This is a genomic window from Pedobacter sp. KBW06 (assembly GCF_003852525.1).
In the GTDB taxonomy this organism is placed as follows: domain Bacteria; phylum Bacteroidota; class Bacteroidia; order Sphingobacteriales; family Sphingobacteriaceae; genus Pedobacter.
In genome coordinates, this window is sequence record NZ_QAJL01000003.1 from 621,192 (window position 1) to 639,341 (window position 18,150).

General features: G+C 42.9%; 20 protein-coding genes. 12 read left to right on the plus strand and 8 right to left on the minus strand.

Annotated elements, in window-relative coordinates:
* Positions 1 to 4: 4 nt before the first annotated feature.
* From DBR43_RS17440 to DBR43_RS17450, 3 genes are all read right to left on the minus strand, one after another.
* Positions 5 to 1,741: a GMC family oxidoreductase gene (locus tag DBR43_RS17440; protein ID WP_124583068.1), complete on the minus strand. Its 1,737-nt coding sequence runs from the start codon at positions 1,739 to 1,741 to the stop codon at positions 5 to 7.
* 139 nt (positions 1,742 to 1,880) lie between these two features.
* Positions 1,881 to 2,411 carry a low affinity iron permease family protein gene (locus DBR43_RS17445; RefSeq protein ID WP_124583071.1) on the minus strand — a complete coding sequence of 177 codons (531 nt, stop codon included), beginning with the start codon at positions 2,409 to 2,411 and terminating at the stop codon, positions 1,881 to 1,883.
* Between the two features lie 42 nt (positions 2,412 to 2,453).
* Complete coding sequence (locus tag DBR43_RS17450; protein WP_124583073.1) at positions 2,454 to 3,125, minus strand: DUF6766 family protein; 672 nt, start codon at positions 3,123 to 3,125, stop codon at positions 2,454 to 2,456.
* Positions 3,126 to 3,328: 203 nt separating this feature from the next.
* On the opposite strand from DBR43_RS17450, the gene DBR43_RS17455 reads away from it, so the two are divergent.
* Entirely contained in the window at positions 3,329 to 3,901 is a 573-nt protein-coding gene (locus tag DBR43_RS17455) for a DUF4142 domain-containing protein (protein ID WP_158622533.1), read from the plus strand.
* Here DBR43_RS17455 and DBR43_RS17460 read toward each other — a convergent pair.
* A complete protein-coding gene (locus DBR43_RS17460; protein WP_158622534.1) occupies positions 3,879 to 5,441 on the minus strand; it encodes a L,D-transpeptidase family protein in 1,563 nt (520 codons plus the stop codon). The two genes, DBR43_RS17455 and DBR43_RS17460, sit on opposite strands and share 23 nt — an antisense overlap.
* A 237-nt stretch (positions 5,442 to 5,678) precedes the next feature.
* On the opposite strand from DBR43_RS17460, the gene DBR43_RS17465 reads away from it, so the two are divergent.
* Positions 5,679 to 6,527 (plus strand): universal stress protein, encoded by an 849-nt coding sequence (locus DBR43_RS17465; protein ID WP_124583079.1) that lies wholly within the window; start codon positions 5,679 to 5,681, stop codon positions 6,525 to 6,527.
* 26 nt (positions 6,528 to 6,553) lie between these two features.
* Here DBR43_RS17465 and cfa read toward each other — a convergent pair whose 3' ends face one another.
* The gene (gene cfa / locus DBR43_RS17470; protein ID WP_124583081.1) at positions 6,554 to 7,663 is read right to left on the minus strand and encodes a cyclopropane fatty acyl phospholipid synthase; all 1,110 of its coding nucleotides are present in this window, start codon (positions 7,661 to 7,663) and stop codon (positions 6,554 to 6,556) included.
* 118 nt (positions 7,664 to 7,781) lie between these two features.
* On the opposite strand from cfa, the gene DBR43_RS17475 reads away from it, so the two are divergent.
* Entirely contained in the window at positions 7,782 to 8,423 is a 642-nt protein-coding gene (locus tag DBR43_RS17475; protein ID WP_124583083.1) for a hypothetical protein, read from the plus strand.
* 338 nt (positions 8,424 to 8,761) lie between these two features.
* On the opposite strand, the gene DBR43_RS17480 is transcribed toward DBR43_RS17475, so the two are convergent.
* Positions 8,762 to 9,280 (minus strand): DUF892 family protein, encoded by a 519-nt coding sequence (locus DBR43_RS17480; RefSeq protein WP_124583085.1) that lies wholly within the window; start codon positions 9,278 to 9,280, stop codon positions 8,762 to 8,764.
* 185 nt (positions 9,281 to 9,465) lie between these two features.
* Between DBR43_RS17480 and DBR43_RS33225 the strand changes: the two genes are divergently transcribed.
* The 8 genes from DBR43_RS33225 (at position 9,466) to cls (ending at position 16,566) form a co-directional block, all read left to right on the plus strand.
* A complete protein-coding gene (locus DBR43_RS33225; RefSeq protein ID WP_199757078.1) occupies positions 9,466 to 9,642 on the plus strand; it encodes a DUF6496 domain-containing protein in 177 nt (58 codons plus the stop codon).
* Between the two features lie 302 nt (positions 9,643 to 9,944).
* Positions 9,945 to 10,154 (plus strand): DUF551 domain-containing protein, encoded by a 210-nt coding sequence (locus DBR43_RS17485; protein WP_124583087.1) that lies wholly within the window; start codon positions 9,945 to 9,947, stop codon positions 10,152 to 10,154.
* A 78-nt stretch (positions 10,155 to 10,232) separates the two neighbouring features.
* On the plus strand, positions 10,233 to 10,946 hold the full coding sequence (locus DBR43_RS17490) for a 2OG-Fe(II) oxygenase (RefSeq protein ID WP_199757079.1): 714 nt from the start codon (positions 10,233 to 10,235) through the stop codon (positions 10,944 to 10,946).
* Between the two features lie 47 nt (positions 10,947 to 10,993).
* Positions 10,994 to 12,595: a Na+/H+ antiporter gene (locus tag DBR43_RS17495; protein ID WP_124583089.1), complete on the plus strand. Its 1,602-nt coding sequence runs from the start codon at positions 10,994 to 10,996 to the stop codon at positions 12,593 to 12,595.
* Positions 12,596 to 12,671: 76 nt separating this feature from the next.
* Positions 12,672 to 13,496, plus strand: coding sequence for an alpha/beta hydrolase (locus tag DBR43_RS17500; protein ID WP_124583091.1), 825 nt, complete (start codon positions 12,672 to 12,674; stop codon positions 13,494 to 13,496).
* Positions 13,497 to 13,581: 85 nt separating this feature from the next.
* Positions 13,582 to 14,049, plus strand: a complete 468-nt coding sequence (locus DBR43_RS17505) for a RidA family protein (RefSeq protein ID WP_199757080.1) — start codon at positions 13,582 to 13,584, stop codon at positions 14,047 to 14,049.
* 140 nt (positions 14,050 to 14,189) lie between these two features.
* Complete coding sequence (locus tag DBR43_RS17510; protein WP_124583092.1) at positions 14,190 to 15,104, plus strand: S-adenosyl-l-methionine hydroxide adenosyltransferase family protein; 915 nt, start codon at positions 14,190 to 14,192, stop codon at positions 15,102 to 15,104.
* Between the two features lie 10 nt (positions 15,105 to 15,114).
* Positions 15,115 to 16,566 carry a cardiolipin synthase gene (gene cls / locus DBR43_RS17515; RefSeq protein WP_124583094.1) on the plus strand — a complete coding sequence of 484 codons (1,452 nt, stop codon included), beginning with the start codon at positions 15,115 to 15,117 and terminating at the stop codon, positions 16,564 to 16,566.
* Positions 16,567 to 16,575: 9 nt separating this feature from the next.
* Here the strand turns inward: cls and DBR43_RS17520 are convergent, their stop codons facing one another.
* Entirely contained in the window at positions 16,576 to 16,869 is a 294-nt protein-coding gene (locus DBR43_RS17520) for a DUF6122 family protein (RefSeq protein ID WP_124583096.1), read from the minus strand.
* A gap of 226 nt (positions 16,870 to 17,095) precedes the next feature.
* Between DBR43_RS17520 and DBR43_RS17525 the strand changes: the two genes are divergently transcribed.
* A complete protein-coding gene (locus DBR43_RS17525; RefSeq protein ID WP_124583098.1) occupies positions 17,096 to 17,326 on the plus strand; it encodes a hypothetical protein in 231 nt (76 codons plus the stop codon).
* A 72-nt stretch (positions 17,327 to 17,398) separates the two neighbouring features.
* Here the strand turns inward: DBR43_RS17525 and DBR43_RS17530 are convergent, their stop codons facing one another.
* Complete coding sequence (locus DBR43_RS17530) at positions 17,399 to 18,136, minus strand: porin family protein (RefSeq protein WP_124583100.1); 738 nt, start codon at positions 18,134 to 18,136, stop codon at positions 17,399 to 17,401.
* Positions 18,137 to 18,150: the final 14 nt, after the last annotated feature.

Sequence of the window (18,150 nt, forward strand, 5' to 3'; positions counted from 1 at the left end):
CAGCTTAAATATTTTGTTTTTTCTTTTGCTCCAGGATGTATTCGGCAGTCCTCATAGAGAGGGCAAGAATCGTCCATGTCGCATTTTTATCTCCTTGTTGTACGAAAGGCGCAGCATCCACTACAAACAGGTTTTTACATTCATGTGCCTGACACCATTTGTTCAGGGCTGACTTCTTAGGATCATCTCCCATTCTGATCGTCCCTACCTCATGGATAATTTTTCCAGGTGCTTCCAGACCATAATTGGTATCCGGACCAGGAATATCTGAAGTAATGATGGCACCCATAGCATGCATCATAGACTGGAAGGTCTCCTGCATGTGTTTCGCCTGTTTTATTTCCTCATCGGCCCATTTATAGTTAAACCTCAATACCGGAATTCCGTATTTGTCAACTACTTTAGGATCGATTTCGCAATAATTGGTTTCTCTGGCGATGGCAGTTCCCCTACCGGCCATTCCTACGGATGTACCATAGAAACGTCTGTAATCGTCTTTTAACGAAGCACCATAACCACCCGCTTCTTTCATTTTACCATCTCTTCCGGGCACCATTCCATTCAGTTTGGCAGTACCACCACCAAATCCATAGGCCGGCATGCCCATTCCACCCCAGTACTCAATATGATAGCCACGAGGGAAATCCAGTTTCTTATTGTCCAGCCACCATGGAGAATAGATATGGACACTGCCCACACCATCTTCATTATAACGCTTGCGATCCATTAATTGCGGCAGGAAGCCACCTAAACTTGCCCCGGTCGAATCGTGTAAATATTTACCAACGATACCACTGCCATTGGCCAGTCCACCTGGATGGGCAGCAGATTTAGAGTTCAGCAAAATCCTTGCAGATTCGCAGGCACTGGCACCAAGGATCACGGTTTTAGCGTTCACCTGGTATTCCATTCCGTCTTTTTTATTGATATAAGATACGCCGGTCGCCAATCCGTTTTTATCGGTCAGCACTTCTCTCACCATGGCATTGGTAATTACCGTCAGGTTTCCTGTTTTCACGGCCGGGATCACCAGGCAGGAAGAAGAAGAGAAATCTCCGTAAACTTTACAGCTACGTCCGCATTGCCCGCAGTAAAAACAAGGAGCACGGTCTTTATTTCCCGGCAATGCTTCTGTTAAAACAGATCCCCTGCCCGGGATTACCTTTACTCCGGTCTTCAATCCGGCCTTCTTAATAAACAGTTCATTGAGCCTAGGTTTTGGCGGAGGAAGAAAGATTCCATCTGGTTCATTTTCGATTCCTTCGACAGTTCCATAAACGCCAATAAGGCGGTCTACCTTGTCATAAAAAGGTTTTAGCTCCTCATACGTAATAGGCCAGTCGTCGGTTAGTCCATCCTTACATTTAAAATCCAAAGGACCCATTCTCAAGGAAATTCTTCCCCAGTGATTGGTTCTTCCACCAAGCATTCTTGACCGGAACCAGGCAAATTCAGTTCCTGATTTCTGGGTATAAGGCTCACCATCTAATTCCCAACCTCCATAAGAGGCATCAAAATCTCCAAAGGGTCTGGTGGTTGATGCGCCGCGTCTGGGAGATTCCCATGGCCATTTTAACTGTTGTGCGTCGATACGTGGGTCGAAATAAGCACCAGCTTCCAGCATCAGCACTTTTTGCCCGGCATTGGCCAATACATATCCGGCCATACCTCCGCCTGCTCCGGATCCTACGATAACGACATCATAGACGGCAGACGATTTCTTGATTTGAAATTCACTCATATATTTGGTTGAATGGTTGATGATCTAATATTAATAAAAATATTACTAAATATGCAAATAGCTAAATCAAGAATGATTCTTAATAAGCAGGTTTGCATTTATGTAAACAAAAAAATACAGATCTCCACTCCCGCTCAACTCATGATTTTCCCGTTTTAGAAAGAGGTTTTGGGGCTTTGGAAACGGTTTTTCCCGTTTTAGCACGAGGTTTTGGGTGCTTCTTAATGGCAGTTCGTTCCGATTTCTCTTCCTGAAGATCGACCGCCGCATCTATAGAATGTGATTTATGAATATCCTGGTCTTCTTCAGAAATGTCTGAGATCTTCTGGTAGTATTTATGAAGCACATCGAGCTCCGATTCGGTCAGATCTTCGATGTCTACCATCCGGTTACTGGCATGTCTGCTCGCCGCAATCAGTTCATTTAGTTTGAGCTGAATCGCTTTGGAATCTTTATTCTGACTTTTCTGGATCAGGAAGACCATTAAAAAGGTGATGATCGTGGTTCCGGTATTGATCACCAGTTGCCAGGTATCAGAATAATGAAAGATTGGTCCGGAAAGCACCCAGGCTAGCACCACAAAAAAAGCGACTCCAAAGGCAACAGGGCTTCCGGTCCAGTTTGTGATCCGGGTAGAAATCTTTTCAAAAAAATTAGCGTTCTTTTTCATCAGTATATATATACGTAGGTTATGATTATTTGTCTGTCAGGATTACTTACCGGTTTCCATATGTCCCGCATCAACTGGTTTGGATTCCGGAGATCCTTTTTGTCTCAGGTATATGGTAAAGAAAACAATGGAAGCCACAGAAAGAAACTCACTCTGCCAGTTTTGAAAGGTTTCAAACCAGAACTCAGGCATGGTCAAAAATGCTGCAACACTGTCCTCCGACTGATGCCGCAATACCTGAGCGACATTGTGATCCTGCCAGCTTCCATACAGGTGAAGTCCCCAGCTCACCAGGAACAACAAACAAAAGCAAATGGCCAGTGAGTTGCTGTATAGTTTCAGTATCCATCCTCCCTTGCGCACAGCCCATGGTGCATCTTTATGTTGCTTTGGTTCACGGTCCACCTCTTCCTCCCCGTCCAGCGACTTCGATTCTGCAGATCCGATCTGCCGCAAACCCACAGTTAAGATCACGTATAAAGACATTTGAAGGAACTCACTCTCGAAGTTTTCAAAAGTGGCAGAGATAAAATGACCGCTCTTCAGATAAGTTGCCAGACTTAAGCTCTTGCCATGGTTTTCAGCAAGGTCCCTGTTGTGCGCTTTCCAGCCGGTTAAAGCCTGTGCAAATAACGTGACCAGAAACAACGACAAAAACACAATGGTTAAGCCGTTGCGGTAGAAAAAAGAATACTTTTTTTGCCCGTTCTTCATTTGTTTTTCGTTTTCCTAATAACACTTGCCCTATTCAAAAGTTTGAACTCCGGATGCTAAACTTTCTCCGATCCCTGAAGCACCCGGGAAAGATCTCCCCTGCCCTGCTTTATGAGAACAAATATTACAACAGAGAAAATAATTTTAAAACATTTCAGTTTCTGATTTGTACTATAGCACAGTTAACAACAAACCCTAAAACCATGAAAACGAAACGCTTAATCACTTTTTTATCATTGGTTGTACTTGCTTTAAGTGCATGCAGGAACACAGACAAGGTCAATTCAGGAGTTACAGATTCCAGCATTGAACAAACCATGACGGATACGACCGCAATTAACAGGGGCGCTGATGCCGATGAATTTATGAAAACCGCAGCAATTGCAGGGCTCATGGAGATCGAACTTGGAAAAATTGCACAAACAAATGCCAGCAGCAGCAGAATCAAGAAATTCGGAGAAAAGATGGTCAATGACCATACCCGGATTGCCAAGGATTTAAAAGACCTGGCCGACAGCAAAAAAGTCACTTTACCCACTTCTCTGCCTGCTGCCGATAGCAATCATGTAGAAGAAATGAAAAAAATGACCGGAGCAGCATTCGACAAGCATTATATGGATATGATGGTAAAAGACCATGTCAAAGCATTGGACCTGTTTAAATCCGCAGCGGTATCCGGAGATGTTAAAATCAGAAACTTCGCCTCAAAAACCCTGCGTACGCTGGAACGTCATTTTAAAGAGGCAGGCGATATCAATGCCGGTGTGAGTTATTAGCCGAGCTGAGATCCTCCACAGGAATCAGGTGGTGATTTTTCATATAGCTATATAATACCATATCGAGTCCATAAACATCTCTCCTCAGCTGTAAACTACCTTTGACATCCGTCCAGGCAGTGAGATAATTGAGGTAAACTGGCACCTTTGCCGGTAAAGAGATGTTTTTGGCCCTTGGATAAGCATTTTCCATTGCCCTTTTTATCTGATCATAAATTTTTCCTTTTCCATATAGGGCCAGTGCAAGTTCCAAAGGTTTTTCTACACGGACACAACCATGGCTGATGGCACGGTTTGACTTTTTAAAAGCAGATTTTGTGGGTGTATCATGTAAATAAACACTGCTGTTATTATTAAAAAGGAATTTAATCTTTCCCAGAGAGTTTTGCTCGCCAGGCCTTTGTTTAAAGGCATAATGGCCTACCTGCTCCCAATCTATCGCTTCCGCCGAAACCAGTTTACCATCTCTGTAAACATCAATATCATTATCGGCCAGATAATCCGGGTCTGCGGCGACATATCTCGCAATTTCCCCTCTGGCGATACTTGCAGGGATATTCCATATGGGGTTTACCTGAACACCATAAATCATGCTGCTCAGCTGAGGGGTTTCCCTGGCGATGGGCTGATCTTTGACCAAACAGGTATCCGGATCCTGACTGAGGAGGTTTTTATAGTCTTTGTTTCGCCCCTCTCCCACGCAAACTTTCATTTGTAGTATGGCTTTTCCCTGATCCATCACCTCAAGGCTAAAATCAGGAATGTTAACCGATACATATTTTAAGGCAAGGGGCTTATTCTTCCACCTCAAACGTTCCAGGTTTACTTTGATCACCAGATCAGCTTCAACTTTGCTCATTGCTTTTGTACCGGCATGCATTTGCAAGGCTCTTTGTAAAGCAAGGTACTGCGGGGATCTGGGCTGAATGCTGTCCAGATAACTTTTGAGGTCGTTAACGGCAAGTACCTTAATGGCCATACTGCTATCGGGTTGCGCAGTAACGATGAAATAATTGGCATAGAGGCTATCCGGCCTGACAGCACCATACTGCAGGATACGGCTATATTTTATTAAGGAAGCGGCAAGCAGCACTTCTAATCTGGCCTTATCCCGGTAAGCATCTTTGGTATCCTCAGATCTCATTTCTTCCATTTTGCGCCATAAACTTCGGATTTCGGTACTATAGAAGATTTCAGGGTTCAGCCCATGAAGCACCGCACTATCCAGATAAGTCATCAGGACTTCCATCTGCTTTCCCTGAAAGTACCGGTCCTGAAGAATCAGTTCATAATCATGCGCTTTATAATAACGTCCCAGCCAATCCGCTTGCGCTGTGTCTTCATTATTTAGTACCAAAGCTTTTTGAAATGCCGCGCTGATCAGATTTTCTTTAAGCCTGATGATTTTTAAGCTTTTGGCTTCCTCGGAAGCGGATACGGAGCCCATAGCATGTCCAGGCACCTCTGGAGGAGCAATTGGTCTTTTGACAGTGCAGGCAGAGAAAAACAGGACTGCTGACGACAGTAAAATACCAGCCAATTTTGTAATCCGACAACAACCAACGGCCTTTAACATAATGGGATAACGATGTTGATACAGCTACAACACCGCAGCATTTTTATTGTTTCATAAGGACGCTGTAAATTGAAGAACAAATACCTGATCAAAAAGCAGTTACAATCTATAAATTCTTAAAACAGGGCGCAAGTTCCGTTTGTTTATAGCATATAGCTGAATTTGTAAAATCAACAGGTATTGTCTTAAAAACCAGCAATCATGAAAACCATATTAGTGGCAACGGATTTTTCAGAAACGGCAAGCCATGCCGCCTATTACGCAGTTTCAGTCGCACTGCAAATTGGATTTCCAAGGATCATCCTTTACCATTCCTACGATGTTCCCTATGCCAGCTCCGACATTCCGCTTCCTGAACCAGACGACATCCTGCAGTTACATGAGAAAAGTCTCGAATTTCTGGAGTACCTGAAAAACGACCTGATGACGGTGGCCGGAAAGCAAATCACCATAGACATCCATACCAATGAAAGCCCGCTTGCACTTGCCATTGAAACTTTTGTAACACAGGAAGACATCAAACTGGTGGTGATGGGAACGACAGGAAAGCGCAAAATCGAAAAAGTATTGCTCGGCAGCAACTGCCTTTCTCTGGCAAAAGAATGTACCGTACCCTTGTTATTGGTTCCTTATGAAGCACCGGTGGAGCGCATCAAACGCATAGTCCTGGCGACAGATTTAAAAGAAGTGGCGGAAATCAGTCCGGTAATGACGATTAAAAATGTAATCCATACTTTACAGGCCAGGTTGTTTATCCTCAATGTCGATCACAATGAAAGCGAGCATTACAGCCCTGATATCATTGCGCAACAAAGTGCCTTACACAAATTATGGGATGCAGAAAATCCTGAATATCACTTTACCAATAACAAAGATTGTGCTGCAGGTATTATGGCTTTTGCAGAAGAAAGAGACATACAGCTGGTGATCGCAATCCCTAAAAAGCATAGCTTCTTTGAAAGCTTATTTCACCGGAGCCTGACGGAGAAACTGGCTTATCACAGCCACATTCCCCTGCTCTTCCTCAAAAAAACGCAGTATATAGATTAAACCAATGCCATTTCCGGATCAGCTATTTAACGGACGCCCGAATAGCGCTCCGGATAATCCGGATGTGTGTAGACGATTTGCCAGAGGTTGTTTTTATGCGCCCGGAAAGAAGCGGCACTGATACATAAGTAATATTCCCACATTCGATAAAACTGATCGTCATAATGTGCCTTGATCTGGTCCCATGAATTTCGGAACCTCTTTAGCCATTCCATCAGGGTCCGGTCGTAATCCAGTCCGAAGTTATGCCAGTCCTGCAGGGCGAAATAAGGTTCTGCAGCATTACTGATTTGTGTTGGGGAAGGCATCATTCCATTTGGAAAAATATAACGATCGATCCAGGGATCAGTATGGATGCCACTTTCATTGCCGCCAATACAATGCAGCAAAAATATCCCATCTTTTCTGAGGCACTGTTTGACCACCTTCATAAAAGTATCATAATTTTTATACCCGACATGCTCAAACATCCCTACAGAGACAATGCGGTCGTAACTTCCTGTCAGCAGCCGGTAGTCTTCCAGTAAAATGCGAACAGGAAGGCCTTCGCAGCGTTTTCTGGCCAATGCCGCCTGTTCCGAAGAAATTGTTACCCCGGTGACCTTCACCTGATACCTTTCGGCCGCAAACTGCGCGAGACCACCCCAACCGCAACCGATATCCAGAATTTCCATTCCGGCTGAAAGCTTTAGTTTCCTGCAGATGAGGTCGAGTTTATCTTCCTGAGCTTCCTCCAGTGTACTGGCCTTGCTCCAATAGGCACAGGAATAGATCATGTATTTATCCAGCATTTTTTCAAACAGGTCATTACCGATATTGTAATGCTTTTTTGCCACTTCCACCGCTCTGGTAATGGATTGGAGGTTGAATATTTTTGCCTTCAGGCTTTGCCACTGCAAATGATGTCTGACGCGTTTCTCCAGGTTAACGGTCAGCAAACGATACAGAAAAGTGTCCAGCGCTTTACAATCCCACCATTCGTTCATATAAGATTCTCCAAGCCCAAGAGATCCATAACGTAGCACATGACGGTAAAAACGATCATCATAGACGTGGATATCAAAATCATCTGTGCCATTCAGGTGTATTCCTGCGGGCGAGATTAACGTTTCAATAGTGGATTGGTACCTGTTCATATCCGATAGAAATCTCTGTAGATTTAAACAATTAAGTTAGCCATCTGGTTTATCTTTTTTATGAACAATCAGAACCAAACGCATTTTGATTTGTTTTGAAAAAAACGTACCTTATATCATGAAAAAATCAATGTTTACCGGCACAATAGGAATGTTTTTTCTATTTACCATTTTACTCAGTTCCTGTAGCCCAAGAACGAGTATTGTTTCTTCCTGGACCAAACCAGATGTAGCTTCGGTACAATATCAGAAGGTGCTGGTGATTGGCTTAATGGGCTCTAAGGACAGGCCCCTGCAGGAAGAAGTCGAGAATTCAATGATGAAAGCCCTGAATGCACATGGAATAAATGCAGGTTCTGCCTATGCAGAATATGGTCCGAAGGCATTTCAAGGCCTCAGCGAACAGGAAGCCCTTAAAAAAATAAGAGATAAAGGATACGACGGCACTTTCACGATTGCCCTGCTGGACAGAAGAAAAGAGAAAAAATACACGCCTCCTTCTGTTGGTTTTGCACCATATCCATATTTCGGATTCTGGGGATATTACAGACACGTTTATGGAAGAATCTACGAACCGGGATATTATACCGTGAGCACCAACTTCATACTGGAAGCTAATTTTTACAGGCTAGGTGCAGATCAGCTCATTTATTCGGCACAGACCAAGACATCGGCACCAGATAGTCCGCAAATTTTGGCAACAGATTTCACCAATACCCTGGTTCAGGACATGCTCAGCAAAGGACTGCTAAAAAAATAGCCGGATCAGGTTGGGGTATAAAGATCATGTGAAGTCTCAAAATCAGGATTAACGGCGATAAGAGCCAGTTCTGCCGTTCCGCAAGGTTCAGGCAGAGCTGGCTTTTTTTCGTCATATCAAGTGATTTTTTCAACAACTAACGAAATGCTTTTCATATCATATTCATATGCGGTCGAATAAAACACAATGTCATTTGATTTTGGAAACATCGTTTAAAGGTCCGCAGGATCAATCAAGGACCTATCAACCTCCTATTGATGATCAACTGACGATCAATAGCAATCGACCGGAAATGCACCGCATTTTAAACGCATGTCAACATCATTTCAGGAATCGGTTCACTTGATATCTTCGGCTTTTGCTGTTGGATAAATAAAACGTCTGCCAATTTCAATTAAACTGGTTTTGGTATTTATTTCATCGGCCAGACATTCTTCCAGTAAAGTGGTTATTTTCTGGTGTTTCGTAGCTGTTGCCAAAGCAACGAGATTACGATAAGTAGCGGTCTTATAATGCTGAATCACCTGAACGAGGTTTAAAACGGCCACGTCCCTCAAGGCGGTACCCGTTTCGGTGTGCCTCATCATCTCAGATGCCTTATCGCTTAAACAAGCAATTAATGCACAGTTTCCCGCACCGGCAACATGTCCCAACCGGTTTAAAATAGCATCCAGGTGGCCGAGGTGTTTTTCTGTAATGCTGGCATGTGAACTGAGAATCGTTTTAAGCTCCTCATTCACTGCCGCTATGCCGAGTGCGGCAGAGCACTTTGTAAATTTTCTTTCTGCGTCGTATATCTCTTCCAGGCCATCAATGAAGAAATCCTGCAGTCCCATCTTTTTAGCTTCGTCTTTCATAGTCAGGAATATCTGTTCAATTCAAGAAAAATTCAGCATAAATTTCGTCAAATAATTCATAAAAAGCAACAAAAATCATTGATTTAAAACAAGTTACATTAAATAAAATCAAAAAAAGGGAACTTAAAAAAAACCGTTTTTTTCCCTATTTGTTTTTTAGTTGTATGAATTAAATTCAAAAAACTATGGCAAAGTATTCAAAAAAAGCCGGAGAAAAAGTTGAAAAAGCCATGCACGAAATGAAAGAAGGCAAACTTAAATCCGGAAGCGGCAAAAAGGTAACCTCTAAAGAACAGGCGGTAGCCATCGGGCTTTCTGAAGCCAGAAAAGAAGGAGCAAAAGTCCCGAAAAAGAAATCCTAACAAGGACATGTTTATCATGAAGCGATTATCATCGCTTCATTCCTGTTAAACCTGATTCAGGAATTCCCAAATGGTTTTCAAACTGAGCGCTCGAGCGCTTGAGATCAATTGAAAATCAATAAATAGCACAGAAAAATTAATAGAAACAAGATTAACCGGGAACGCGTGTCATAAATAGAAATGCTCCGTCTGAGGCTGGAAAATATTTTGTTAAAGTTTTAATTCATTTTCTCAAACAAAACAAACCCCAAGATTGTTATATATGCGACTGACAACTAAAGGTTTACATAAATTGAATAACAATGAAAGAATGGATTTCAACGAACGAGAGATTACCCGAAGACCATGAGTATAAATTGATTACTGTAATCAACCCTGAGCTGGAATATGGATATCAGATCGCCAGATTCAACACCTATTTACAGGAATGGGAATTGCAGGAAGAAGAAAATTTAAGCCCTTGTCTGAAGGTGAGCGGGTGGATGGACCTACCCGAAATGTATTCTGCCTAACGTTTCCGCAAGAAACGGGTTCTGCAGAAAACGTCATCACTCTACTTTTGTCATACCTTACATATCATACTAAAGGCCATGAACAAAATTATAGAGAGACTGAAAGACACCAACTGGGAAAAAGCCACAAATGAACTGCATGATCAGGGGTATACGACATTGAAAAAGATGTTGACCAGGGAAGAATGTGAGCAACTGATTCATGCCTATCAGGCAGACCATACCTATAGAAAGACAATCACGATGGAACGTTATCGTTTCGGACTTGGCGAATACAAGTATTTCCAGTATCCGCTCCCGGACCTGATCACAGAAATCCGGGAAAGCATTTATCCCCTTCTTGCACCTATTGCCAACCAGTGGATGCAGGTACTGCATATCGACAAATCTTTCCCCGCAAGTCATCAGGAGCTTAAAGATACCTGCCATGAAAACGGGCAGACGAAACCCACCGTTTTAATTCTTAAATACGGCCCCGGAGGTTTTAATACCCTTCATCAGGATTTATATGGAGAAATTTATTTCCCAATGCAGCTGGTTCTCTTTTTAAATGAACCTGAGGAAGATTATACTGGAGGTGAATTTGTGCTGACTGAACAAATTCCAAGAGCTCAGTCCAAAGCGAATGTATTGCGGCCAAAAAGAGGCGACATGCTCATATTCAGCACCAATTTCAGGCCTGCAAAAGGAAGCAAGGGTTATTACAGGGTGAATATGAAACATGGCGTAAGTCCTTTGCACAGCGGAAAAAGGCATACCCTGGGCATCATTTTCCATGACGCACTGAGTTAAGTCCTTCGCATTTTTTCTTATATTCAAGGCTGATTTACCCGATGCCTATGTTTACTGAAACCCTTTTTCTTGTACTGGTTCTTCTTTTTGCGGTGTTTATGCTCACCATGCTGGCACAGAAATTAAAAATATCTTATCCTATATTTCTGGTGATCGCTGGATTGGGCATCAGCTTTATTCCGGGGATCCCAAAGGTGGAGGTTGAACCGGAAATGATTTTCCTGATTTTCCTTCCGCCTCTGTTGTATGAATCCGCATGGTATACCTCCTGGAACGACTTTTGGAAATGGAAAAGACCTATCGGAATGCTGGCTTTTGGTCTGGTATTCTTCACCTCGATTCTCGTAGCCTATATTTCCAGCTCAATGATTCCAGGTTTTACCCTGGCAATGGGCTTCTTACTGGGAGGAATCATTTCTCCGCCAGATGCGGTAGCTGCAAATTCCGTATTAAAAAATATTAAAATCCCAAAACGGCTGACGGCAGTTCTGGAAGGAGAAAGCCTCATCAATGATGCCTCCAGTTTAATTGTATTCCGCTTTGCGCTTGCAGCGATACTTTCAGGGCATTTTTCGATGCAGGAGGCAGTCGGACAGTTTTTCCTTGCCGCTGGAATGGGCGTCGTGATCGGACTGGCAATTGCCCATATCGTTTATGTCGTCCATCGTTTTCTACCCACTACCCCGAGCATTGATGCCGCATTGACCCTCATGACTCCATATTTCATGTATATCGGAGCAGAACATTTCCATTTCTCGGGAGTGATGGCAGTAGTGAGTGGCGGATTGTTCCTTTCCTACCGCTCCCATGAAATTTTTGCCCATAGCAATTCCAGAATACAGGCAGTAGGCGTCTGGGCAACCCTTGCATTTGTTTTAAATGGACTCGTCTTTATCCTGATCGGACTGGAGCTACCTGTAATTATAGAAAGTCTGGGTGATTATTCCATCGGACAGGCCATCAATTATGGATTGATCATCAGCGTTGTCATCATCGTGATCCGTTTATTATATGTGATACTCATTGCTTATGTTCCGGCATGGCTGGGCAACCGGAAAAGAGCAGATCCGGTAAACCCACTCTGGAAAGGGCCGGTAATTGTGGGCTGGGCGGGGATGAGAGGCGTGGTATCCCTGGCATCTGCCCTTTCCATTCCCTTATTAATGAACAATGGGCAAGCTTTCCCCCACCGGAGTCTCATCCTGTTCATCACCTTTGTGGTGATTCTGGTTACCCTGGTGTTTCAGGGCCTGACTTTACCTTTAGTGATCAAATGGACCAGGATTAAAGACATTGATGATTTTCCTCCGGAAGGAGAACAGGAAGCGGGAATTCGCCTGCGGCTGATACAGGTCTCGCTCAAAAGGCTGGAAGAAAAGTTTGCAAAGGAAGTCAGGGAAAATGAACTGGTCGGCTTCCTGAAGGAACAGATGGAAAGTGACCGCTCTATTGAGCAACAGCGACTGGACTCTCTGGAATGTGATACGATAAGAAAGGAAGAACTGGAGTTCTACAATTCCATTTTAATGGACCTTTATGCGGTACAACGCAAAGAATTACACCTGTTACGCAAAGAAAACAGTTACAGCGACGAAGAAATCAGGAAACAGGAAAGCCAACTCGATCTGGACGAAGCCAAGATCAATTAGCTTTTCCTTTCCTCAACATATGTACATGTTTTGCAGTTAAAGGAAGCGGTACTTTGTTTCATAAAACAAAAAGAATATGAAACGACTACTGTTTATTTTAACTGCAATTTTCTTTGCAGACGCAGTTTTTGCCGCAAAGGTTGATACACTGAAAGTGTATAGCGAAACGATGAAAAAAGACATCACTTGTCTTTTTATCAGTCCGGAACAGTCTAAACAAACCAAAGAAAAGAAACACTACCCTACAGTGTACCTGTTACATGGTTATACCGGAGACGCCAGACGAACTTTAAAACTGGATATCCCCGATCTGAAAGCTCAGGCAGATGCCCTTCAAATGATCATTGTTCTTGCCGATGGCGGATACAACAGCTGGTATTTCGACAGTCCGCTGAATGAAAAAATCAGATACGAAAGTTTTATCACCAACGAACTTGTTCAATTTACGGACAAGACCTATCCTACCATTGCAGACAGATCAAAAAGGGCCATTTATGGCTGGAGCATGGGCGGACATGGTGCTTTATACCTTGCCATACGCCATAAAGGGCTCTATGGTGCAGCAGGCAGCATTTGTGGAGCGGTAGATTTCAGGGCTGCAACAAAGGGTTATGACATTGAAAAAATCCTCGGCGACTATGCCGGTCATGAGAAAAGCTGGGAAGAGCATACAGTAAACTATAATGTGAGCAGCCTCAAAAACCAGGAATTAAAACTGATCATAGACTGCGGACTGCAAGATCCGCTGCTACCAGTCAACAGGGCCCTGCACCAAAAGCTGAACGACCTGAAAATTGACCATGATTACATTGAGCGCCCCGGTGTGCACGACAATACCTATTGGTCCAAAGCTTCTGCATTTCAACTCCTCTTTATCCATAATTATTTTAGTCAGTCCTGAAACCATCATGAGCCTGTTGTTGCTGCCCAGCAAGTTATAAACATGCTCATGATCGCTTTATGGCTTTAAAAAACAATCCGTTCCAATGAAAAAATTCACCTCAACATTATTTATCCTTACTTTAAGTATCATGGCAACACAAGTTAAATCACAGGAAATCAGCAATCCGAAAGGGCTTTACGACCCTCGTCCGCATGGATATTCACATGTCGCCACTGTTCCGGCCAACAGCACGTTGGTCTTTGTTGCCGGACAGGCAGGAACCGATGCAGAAGGAAAGCTCTCTTCAGATTTCAGAACTCAGGTCAGATATACCCTCAAAAACATCGAAATTGCGCTTAAAAGCAAGGGCTTGACACATAAACATATTGTTAAGTTAACCACACTTGTGGTAGATTACGATTCAGAAAAGCACAAAGTCCTCATCGAAGAAAGTAAAAAAGTATGGCCTGACGGGAAATATCCGGTAAACACGCTCATTCCGGTCTCCAGGCTCGCTCTGGATGGGATGCAGATTGAGATTGACGCAACAGCCGTCCTGATCAACGATTAATTACCCTTCATCCCGGTTTGTTCCGGAAGTATCTATGTCCTGAAATACATTTCTTACTGATTATTTCAGGACATAATGATATTATTCCAGGTTTTATTCCCCAAAATCGAGTAAATTTATTCCAGGTTAAACAAAATGGAATGAAGATCAAATTATTACTCCTGGTTTATTTACTATTTACCCTCAGTTTCTGTCATACTATCTCAGCACAAAATAAGATTGTGGTCTTTCAATCTGATTTTGGATTAAAAGACGGTGCCGTTTCGGCAATGAAGGGCGTGGCCATGGGTGTTTCTACAGATTTAAAACTATACGACCTTACTCATGAGATCCCCGCATACAACATATGGGAGGCCAGTTACCGTTTGCTGCAAACCGTTCCTTATTACCCCAAAGGCACGGTTTTCGTATCCGTAGTCGATCCTGGCGTCGGAACTGAACGAAAATCGATAGTTCTTAAAACAAAAAGCGGACATTATATTGTCAGCCCGGATAATGGAACACTTACGCTGGTTGCGGAATCTTTGGGGATTGAAGCGGTCAGAGAAATCGACGAGGCGGTAAACAGGCGTAAAGATTCCGGAAAATCCTATACCTTTCATGGAAGAGATGTATATGCCTATACCGCGGCACGCCTGGCAGCCGGAACCATTAGTTTTGAACAGGTAGGAAAACAATTGCCAAATCAGGTGGTTCTGATTTCTTATCAGAAAGCCTTATTGGAAAATGACAGGATCAAAGGAAATATCCCTGTTTTAGATGTTCAGTATGGAAACATATGGACAAATATCGGAGCAGAACTGCTCGGACAGCTGGGTATCAAGTATGGAGATCTGGTTCATATTGCGGTTTATCACCTGGCTAAAAAAGTTTATGAGGGAACAATGCCTTATAGTGCTACATTTGGCGCAGTGGATCAGGGAAAGCCTTTGGCTTATCTGAACAGTCTCCTGGAATTGTCGTTTGCGATTAATCAGGGTAGTTTTGCTGCTGAGCATCGGATAGCAAGTGGCAATGAATGGACCGTAGAAGTAAACCTGGTTAACAAAAGATAAAGCAGCTGATATGAAATGGATTCTTGTCTTTGAAATTGTCTATGTACTCTTCATTATCGCGGTATGCCTGCGCATTATCTACGATACCCGATCTGTGAGCAAGACCCTGGCCTACCTGATGCTGGCGGTATTTCTACCGGTAGTGGGTGTGATCATTTACTTTTCTTTTGGGATCAATTACCGGGTAAGGAAAATTTACAACAAAAAGATCATTTCTGATGACATCATCTCTCAAAGGATCAATGCAAGGATCATTTTGAATTCAGAGAAGACCATTGATCAGATGAATCCGGAGCTGCAAAAGTATAAAAAGCTCGCCCAACTGCTATTGAACAGCAATATGAGTGGCCTGTCCGGAAGGAATGAAGTCAAGCTCCTATTAAATGGTGAGCAAAAATTCCCGGAAGTATTACAGGCATTACGGAATGCAAAACACCATATCCACATGGAATATTACATTTTCGAAGATGAGAAGATCGGAAATGAAATCAAAGATATTCTCATTGAAAAAGCAAAACAAGGGGTCCAGGTACGTTTTATCTATGATGACTTTGGGAGTCGCTCGATCAGGAAAAAGTTGGTTCCGGAGCTCAAAGCAGCAGGTGTACAAGCCTTTCCTTTTTATCAGATCATTTTTATTGCCCTGGCCAACCGCCTCAATTACCGAAACCACAGGAAGATCATCATTATAGACGGAAACATTGGATTTACGGGTGGCATCAATATCAGCGACCGCTATATCAATGATGCAAATGATCCCAAATCTTTGTTTTGGAGGGATACCCATGTAAAAATTATGGGCCCTGGCGTACATTACCTTCAGCATCTGTTTATTTCCGACTGGAATTTTTGCTCAGAAGAGACTTTGGAGATCCAGGAAGCATTCTTTAGTACGCATGAAAAGCTAAAGGGAGAGGTAGAAGTACAAATTGCGGCAAGTGGACCGGACTCCGACCATCCCACCATTCTGCTGAACCTCATTCAGGCTATAGGAATGGCAGATCAGGAAATTTTGATTACCAGCCCATATTTTATTCCGGGGATCAGTCTCCTGGATGCCTTATTTGTTGCGGCATTGAGCGGGATCAAAGTAAAGCTTCTCGTTCCTTTTGAGTCGGATTCCATCTGGGTAGCTGCGGCGGCCCGCTCCTATTATCAGGAATTGCTGGATGTGGGTGTAGAGATTTTCCAATACCAGAAAGGTTTTATTCATGCAAAAACAATGGTGATTGATGAACAGCTGTCCTTTATAGGAACTGCAAATATGGACGAACGCAGTTTCGAGCTTAATTTTGAGGTAAATACTGTGATTTATGATAGCGGGATTGCTAAAGAACTGAAAAATGCTTTTGAGGAAGACCTGACTTTCTCAGTTCCAATTGATGCAAAAAGCTGGGCAGCAAGGTCTGCAAGAGTGCAGTTCCCCGAAAAAATTGCCCGTTTGCTTTCTCCGTTATTATAATGTAGCTTATTACATAAAGCAATCTATGTAATCCAGAATCATATGGATTACCAGCCCTATTCCAACTAACCTGGTCTTGGGAAAGAACAACAAAATCACATATACTCCTATTGCGTAATAAGAATGCAACGGATGAAAGCCAATGCTGCACCGGTTAGGATCATATATCGGCACCGCCAGTAGATGATCCAGGTCTACCGCCATGGTAGCCATCATAATCAACCATGCTTTCAGCAGGGTTTTCCTATAAAAAACAACAGCAACAATCGCGGGTACCAGAAAATGTAAGAAGATATGAAACATGGCTCCAAAGATAATGCTATGTAGGGATCAAATAAAACATTAAAAATCATACTTATTTTTAACATAATATTGTTAAAGTAAAATTATTTGCAAATATTAGACATGTAAAAGATTTTATAAGGCCGAATCCTCCTGTTCAAGCCAGTCATATGATAAGATGATCAGAGTGAATCAGCTGAGGGTATTGGTGCAGTTAAGGAATTTAGAAATACCATTTAATCAAGTTATGGAACCAGCAAGCACATTTTTCAAAGAAGAGAAAGATCCTTATTACATCAAAGGCTTTAAAAAAGGGGCGGAAAAGGAAAGAATCAAGGCCTCATCTGAATTTGCAGAAAGGTTAATTCTTGCTACAGACTACACCAATGAGGTCATCGCTGTACTGGCCGGGGTAACCATTGCTTTTGTAAAAACAAAGCGCCGGACTGTGGTCAAAAAAAGCCGACTGAAGAAATGAACAAAAATCACCTGATTCTGCGCAACGAAAATGTTTTCATGATGCAAAATCAGGTAATCTGGAAGGTCAAGCTTACCTTTTTCCGAAAAGTGTGTAACCAAGGCTAACTGAAAAGCCCCGGTTATAAATCTTCCATTGACCTTCATTTCTCTCGGTATGCTCAATTAAAGGAGCAAGCCCCTGAGTATATTTAGCCTGTATGTTAATGCCATTTTTAAACTCGTAACCCAGCCCGGCTAGCAATCCTGCATCCAGTTTTTGCGTATAATTACCAGTCTGTTTTGCATCACCAAAAATGCTTTTATCGGTATAAATCTCCCCTGATTCATTTTTTCGCTGAATGGAGGACGATAATAACACTCCGGCATAAGGACCTAAAAAAAGCTGTAATCCTTCCAGCTGAAAAGTCAGGCTGAAAGGGGCAATATCAAGGTATGCGTTTTTATATTTGCTGTCGAAAGCCGGATAACCTTCTTCCTCCCTCTTTAGCACGGCACCTTTTTGAAGGATGGAAAGCTCATGTTTAAAACCCCAATGCCGGCTTAATTTTGTGCACAGTTCCAACCCCAGATAATACCCGGCCAAAGAGCTGGGCTGCTCTCCGCCTGAAAACTCCTTTACTCCTGCCCCGGCAATTGTAAAACGGGAATACCCGGCTTTCAGGCCAAAACTTAATTTGCCCGGTTCTGTTGACTCTTTATTTTCTGTCAGGACTTCGAGGTCTGACTCTGCTCGCCTTAATGCTGTCTGAGCGATTCCTGCATTGGCCAGGAACAAGCCCAGCAATACCACCATACTTATCTTTTTCATTTCTTATTTTTTTA

Bases quoted from the DNA above. Each gene is read 5' to 3' on its own strand.
- DBR43_RS17440 (WP_124583068.1), bottom strand. From the start codon at position 1,741: ATGAGTGAATTTCAAATCAAGAAATCGTCTGCCGTCTATGATGTCGTT.
- DBR43_RS17445 (WP_124583071.1), bottom strand. From the start codon at position 2,411: ATGAAAAAGAACGCTAATTTTTTTGAAAAGATTTCTACCCGGATCACA.
- DBR43_RS17450 (WP_124583073.1), bottom strand. From the start codon at position 3,125: ATGAAGAACGGGCAAAAAAAGTATTCTTTTTTCTACCGCAACGGCTTA.
- DBR43_RS17455 (WP_158622533.1), top strand. From the start codon at position 3,329: ATGAAAACGAAACGCTTAATCACTTTTTTATCATTGGTTGTACTTGCT.
- DBR43_RS17465 (WP_124583079.1), top strand. From the start codon at position 5,679: ATGAAAACCATATTAGTGGCAACGGATTTTTCAGAAACGGCAAGCCAT.
- cfa (WP_124583081.1), bottom strand. From the start codon at position 7,663: ATGAACAGGTACCAATCCACTATTGAAACGTTAATCTCGCCCGCAGGA.
- DBR43_RS17475 (WP_124583083.1), top strand. From the start codon at position 7,782: ATGAAAAAATCAATGTTTACCGGCACAATAGGAATGTTTTTTCTATTT.
- DBR43_RS17480 (WP_124583085.1), bottom strand. From the start codon at position 9,280: ATGAAAGACGAAGCTAAAAAGATGGGACTGCAGGATTTCTTCATTGAT.
- DBR43_RS33225 (WP_199757078.1), top strand. From the start codon at position 9,466: ATGGCAAAGTATTCAAAAAAAGCCGGAGAAAAAGTTGAAAAAGCCATG.
- DBR43_RS17485 (WP_124583087.1), top strand. From the start codon at position 9,945: ATGAAAGAATGGATTTCAACGAACGAGAGATTACCCGAAGACCATGAG.
- DBR43_RS17490 (WP_199757079.1), top strand. From the start codon at position 10,233: ATGAACAAAATTATAGAGAGACTGAAAGACACCAACTGGGAAAAAGCC.
- DBR43_RS17495 (WP_124583089.1), top strand. From the start codon at position 10,994: ATGTTTACTGAAACCCTTTTTCTTGTACTGGTTCTTCTTTTTGCGGTG.
- DBR43_RS17500 (WP_124583091.1), top strand. From the start codon at position 12,672: ATGAAACGACTACTGTTTATTTTAACTGCAATTTTCTTTGCAGACGCA.
- DBR43_RS17505 (WP_199757080.1), top strand. From the start codon at position 13,582: ATGAAAAAATTCACCTCAACATTATTTATCCTTACTTTAAGTATCATG.
- DBR43_RS17510 (WP_124583092.1), top strand. From the start codon at position 14,190: ATGAAGATCAAATTATTACTCCTGGTTTATTTACTATTTACCCTCAGT.
- cls (WP_124583094.1), top strand. From the start codon at position 15,115: ATGAAATGGATTCTTGTCTTTGAAATTGTCTATGTACTCTTCATTATC.
- DBR43_RS17520 (WP_124583096.1), bottom strand. From the start codon at position 16,869: ATGTTTCATATCTTCTTACATTTTCTGGTACCCGCGATTGTTGCTGTT.
- DBR43_RS17525 (WP_124583098.1), top strand. From the start codon at position 17,096: ATGGAACCAGCAAGCACATTTTTCAAAGAAGAGAAAGATCCTTATTAC.
- DBR43_RS17530 (WP_124583100.1), bottom strand. From the start codon at position 18,136: ATGAAAAAGATAAGTATGGTGGTATTGCTGGGCTTGTTCCTGGCCAAT.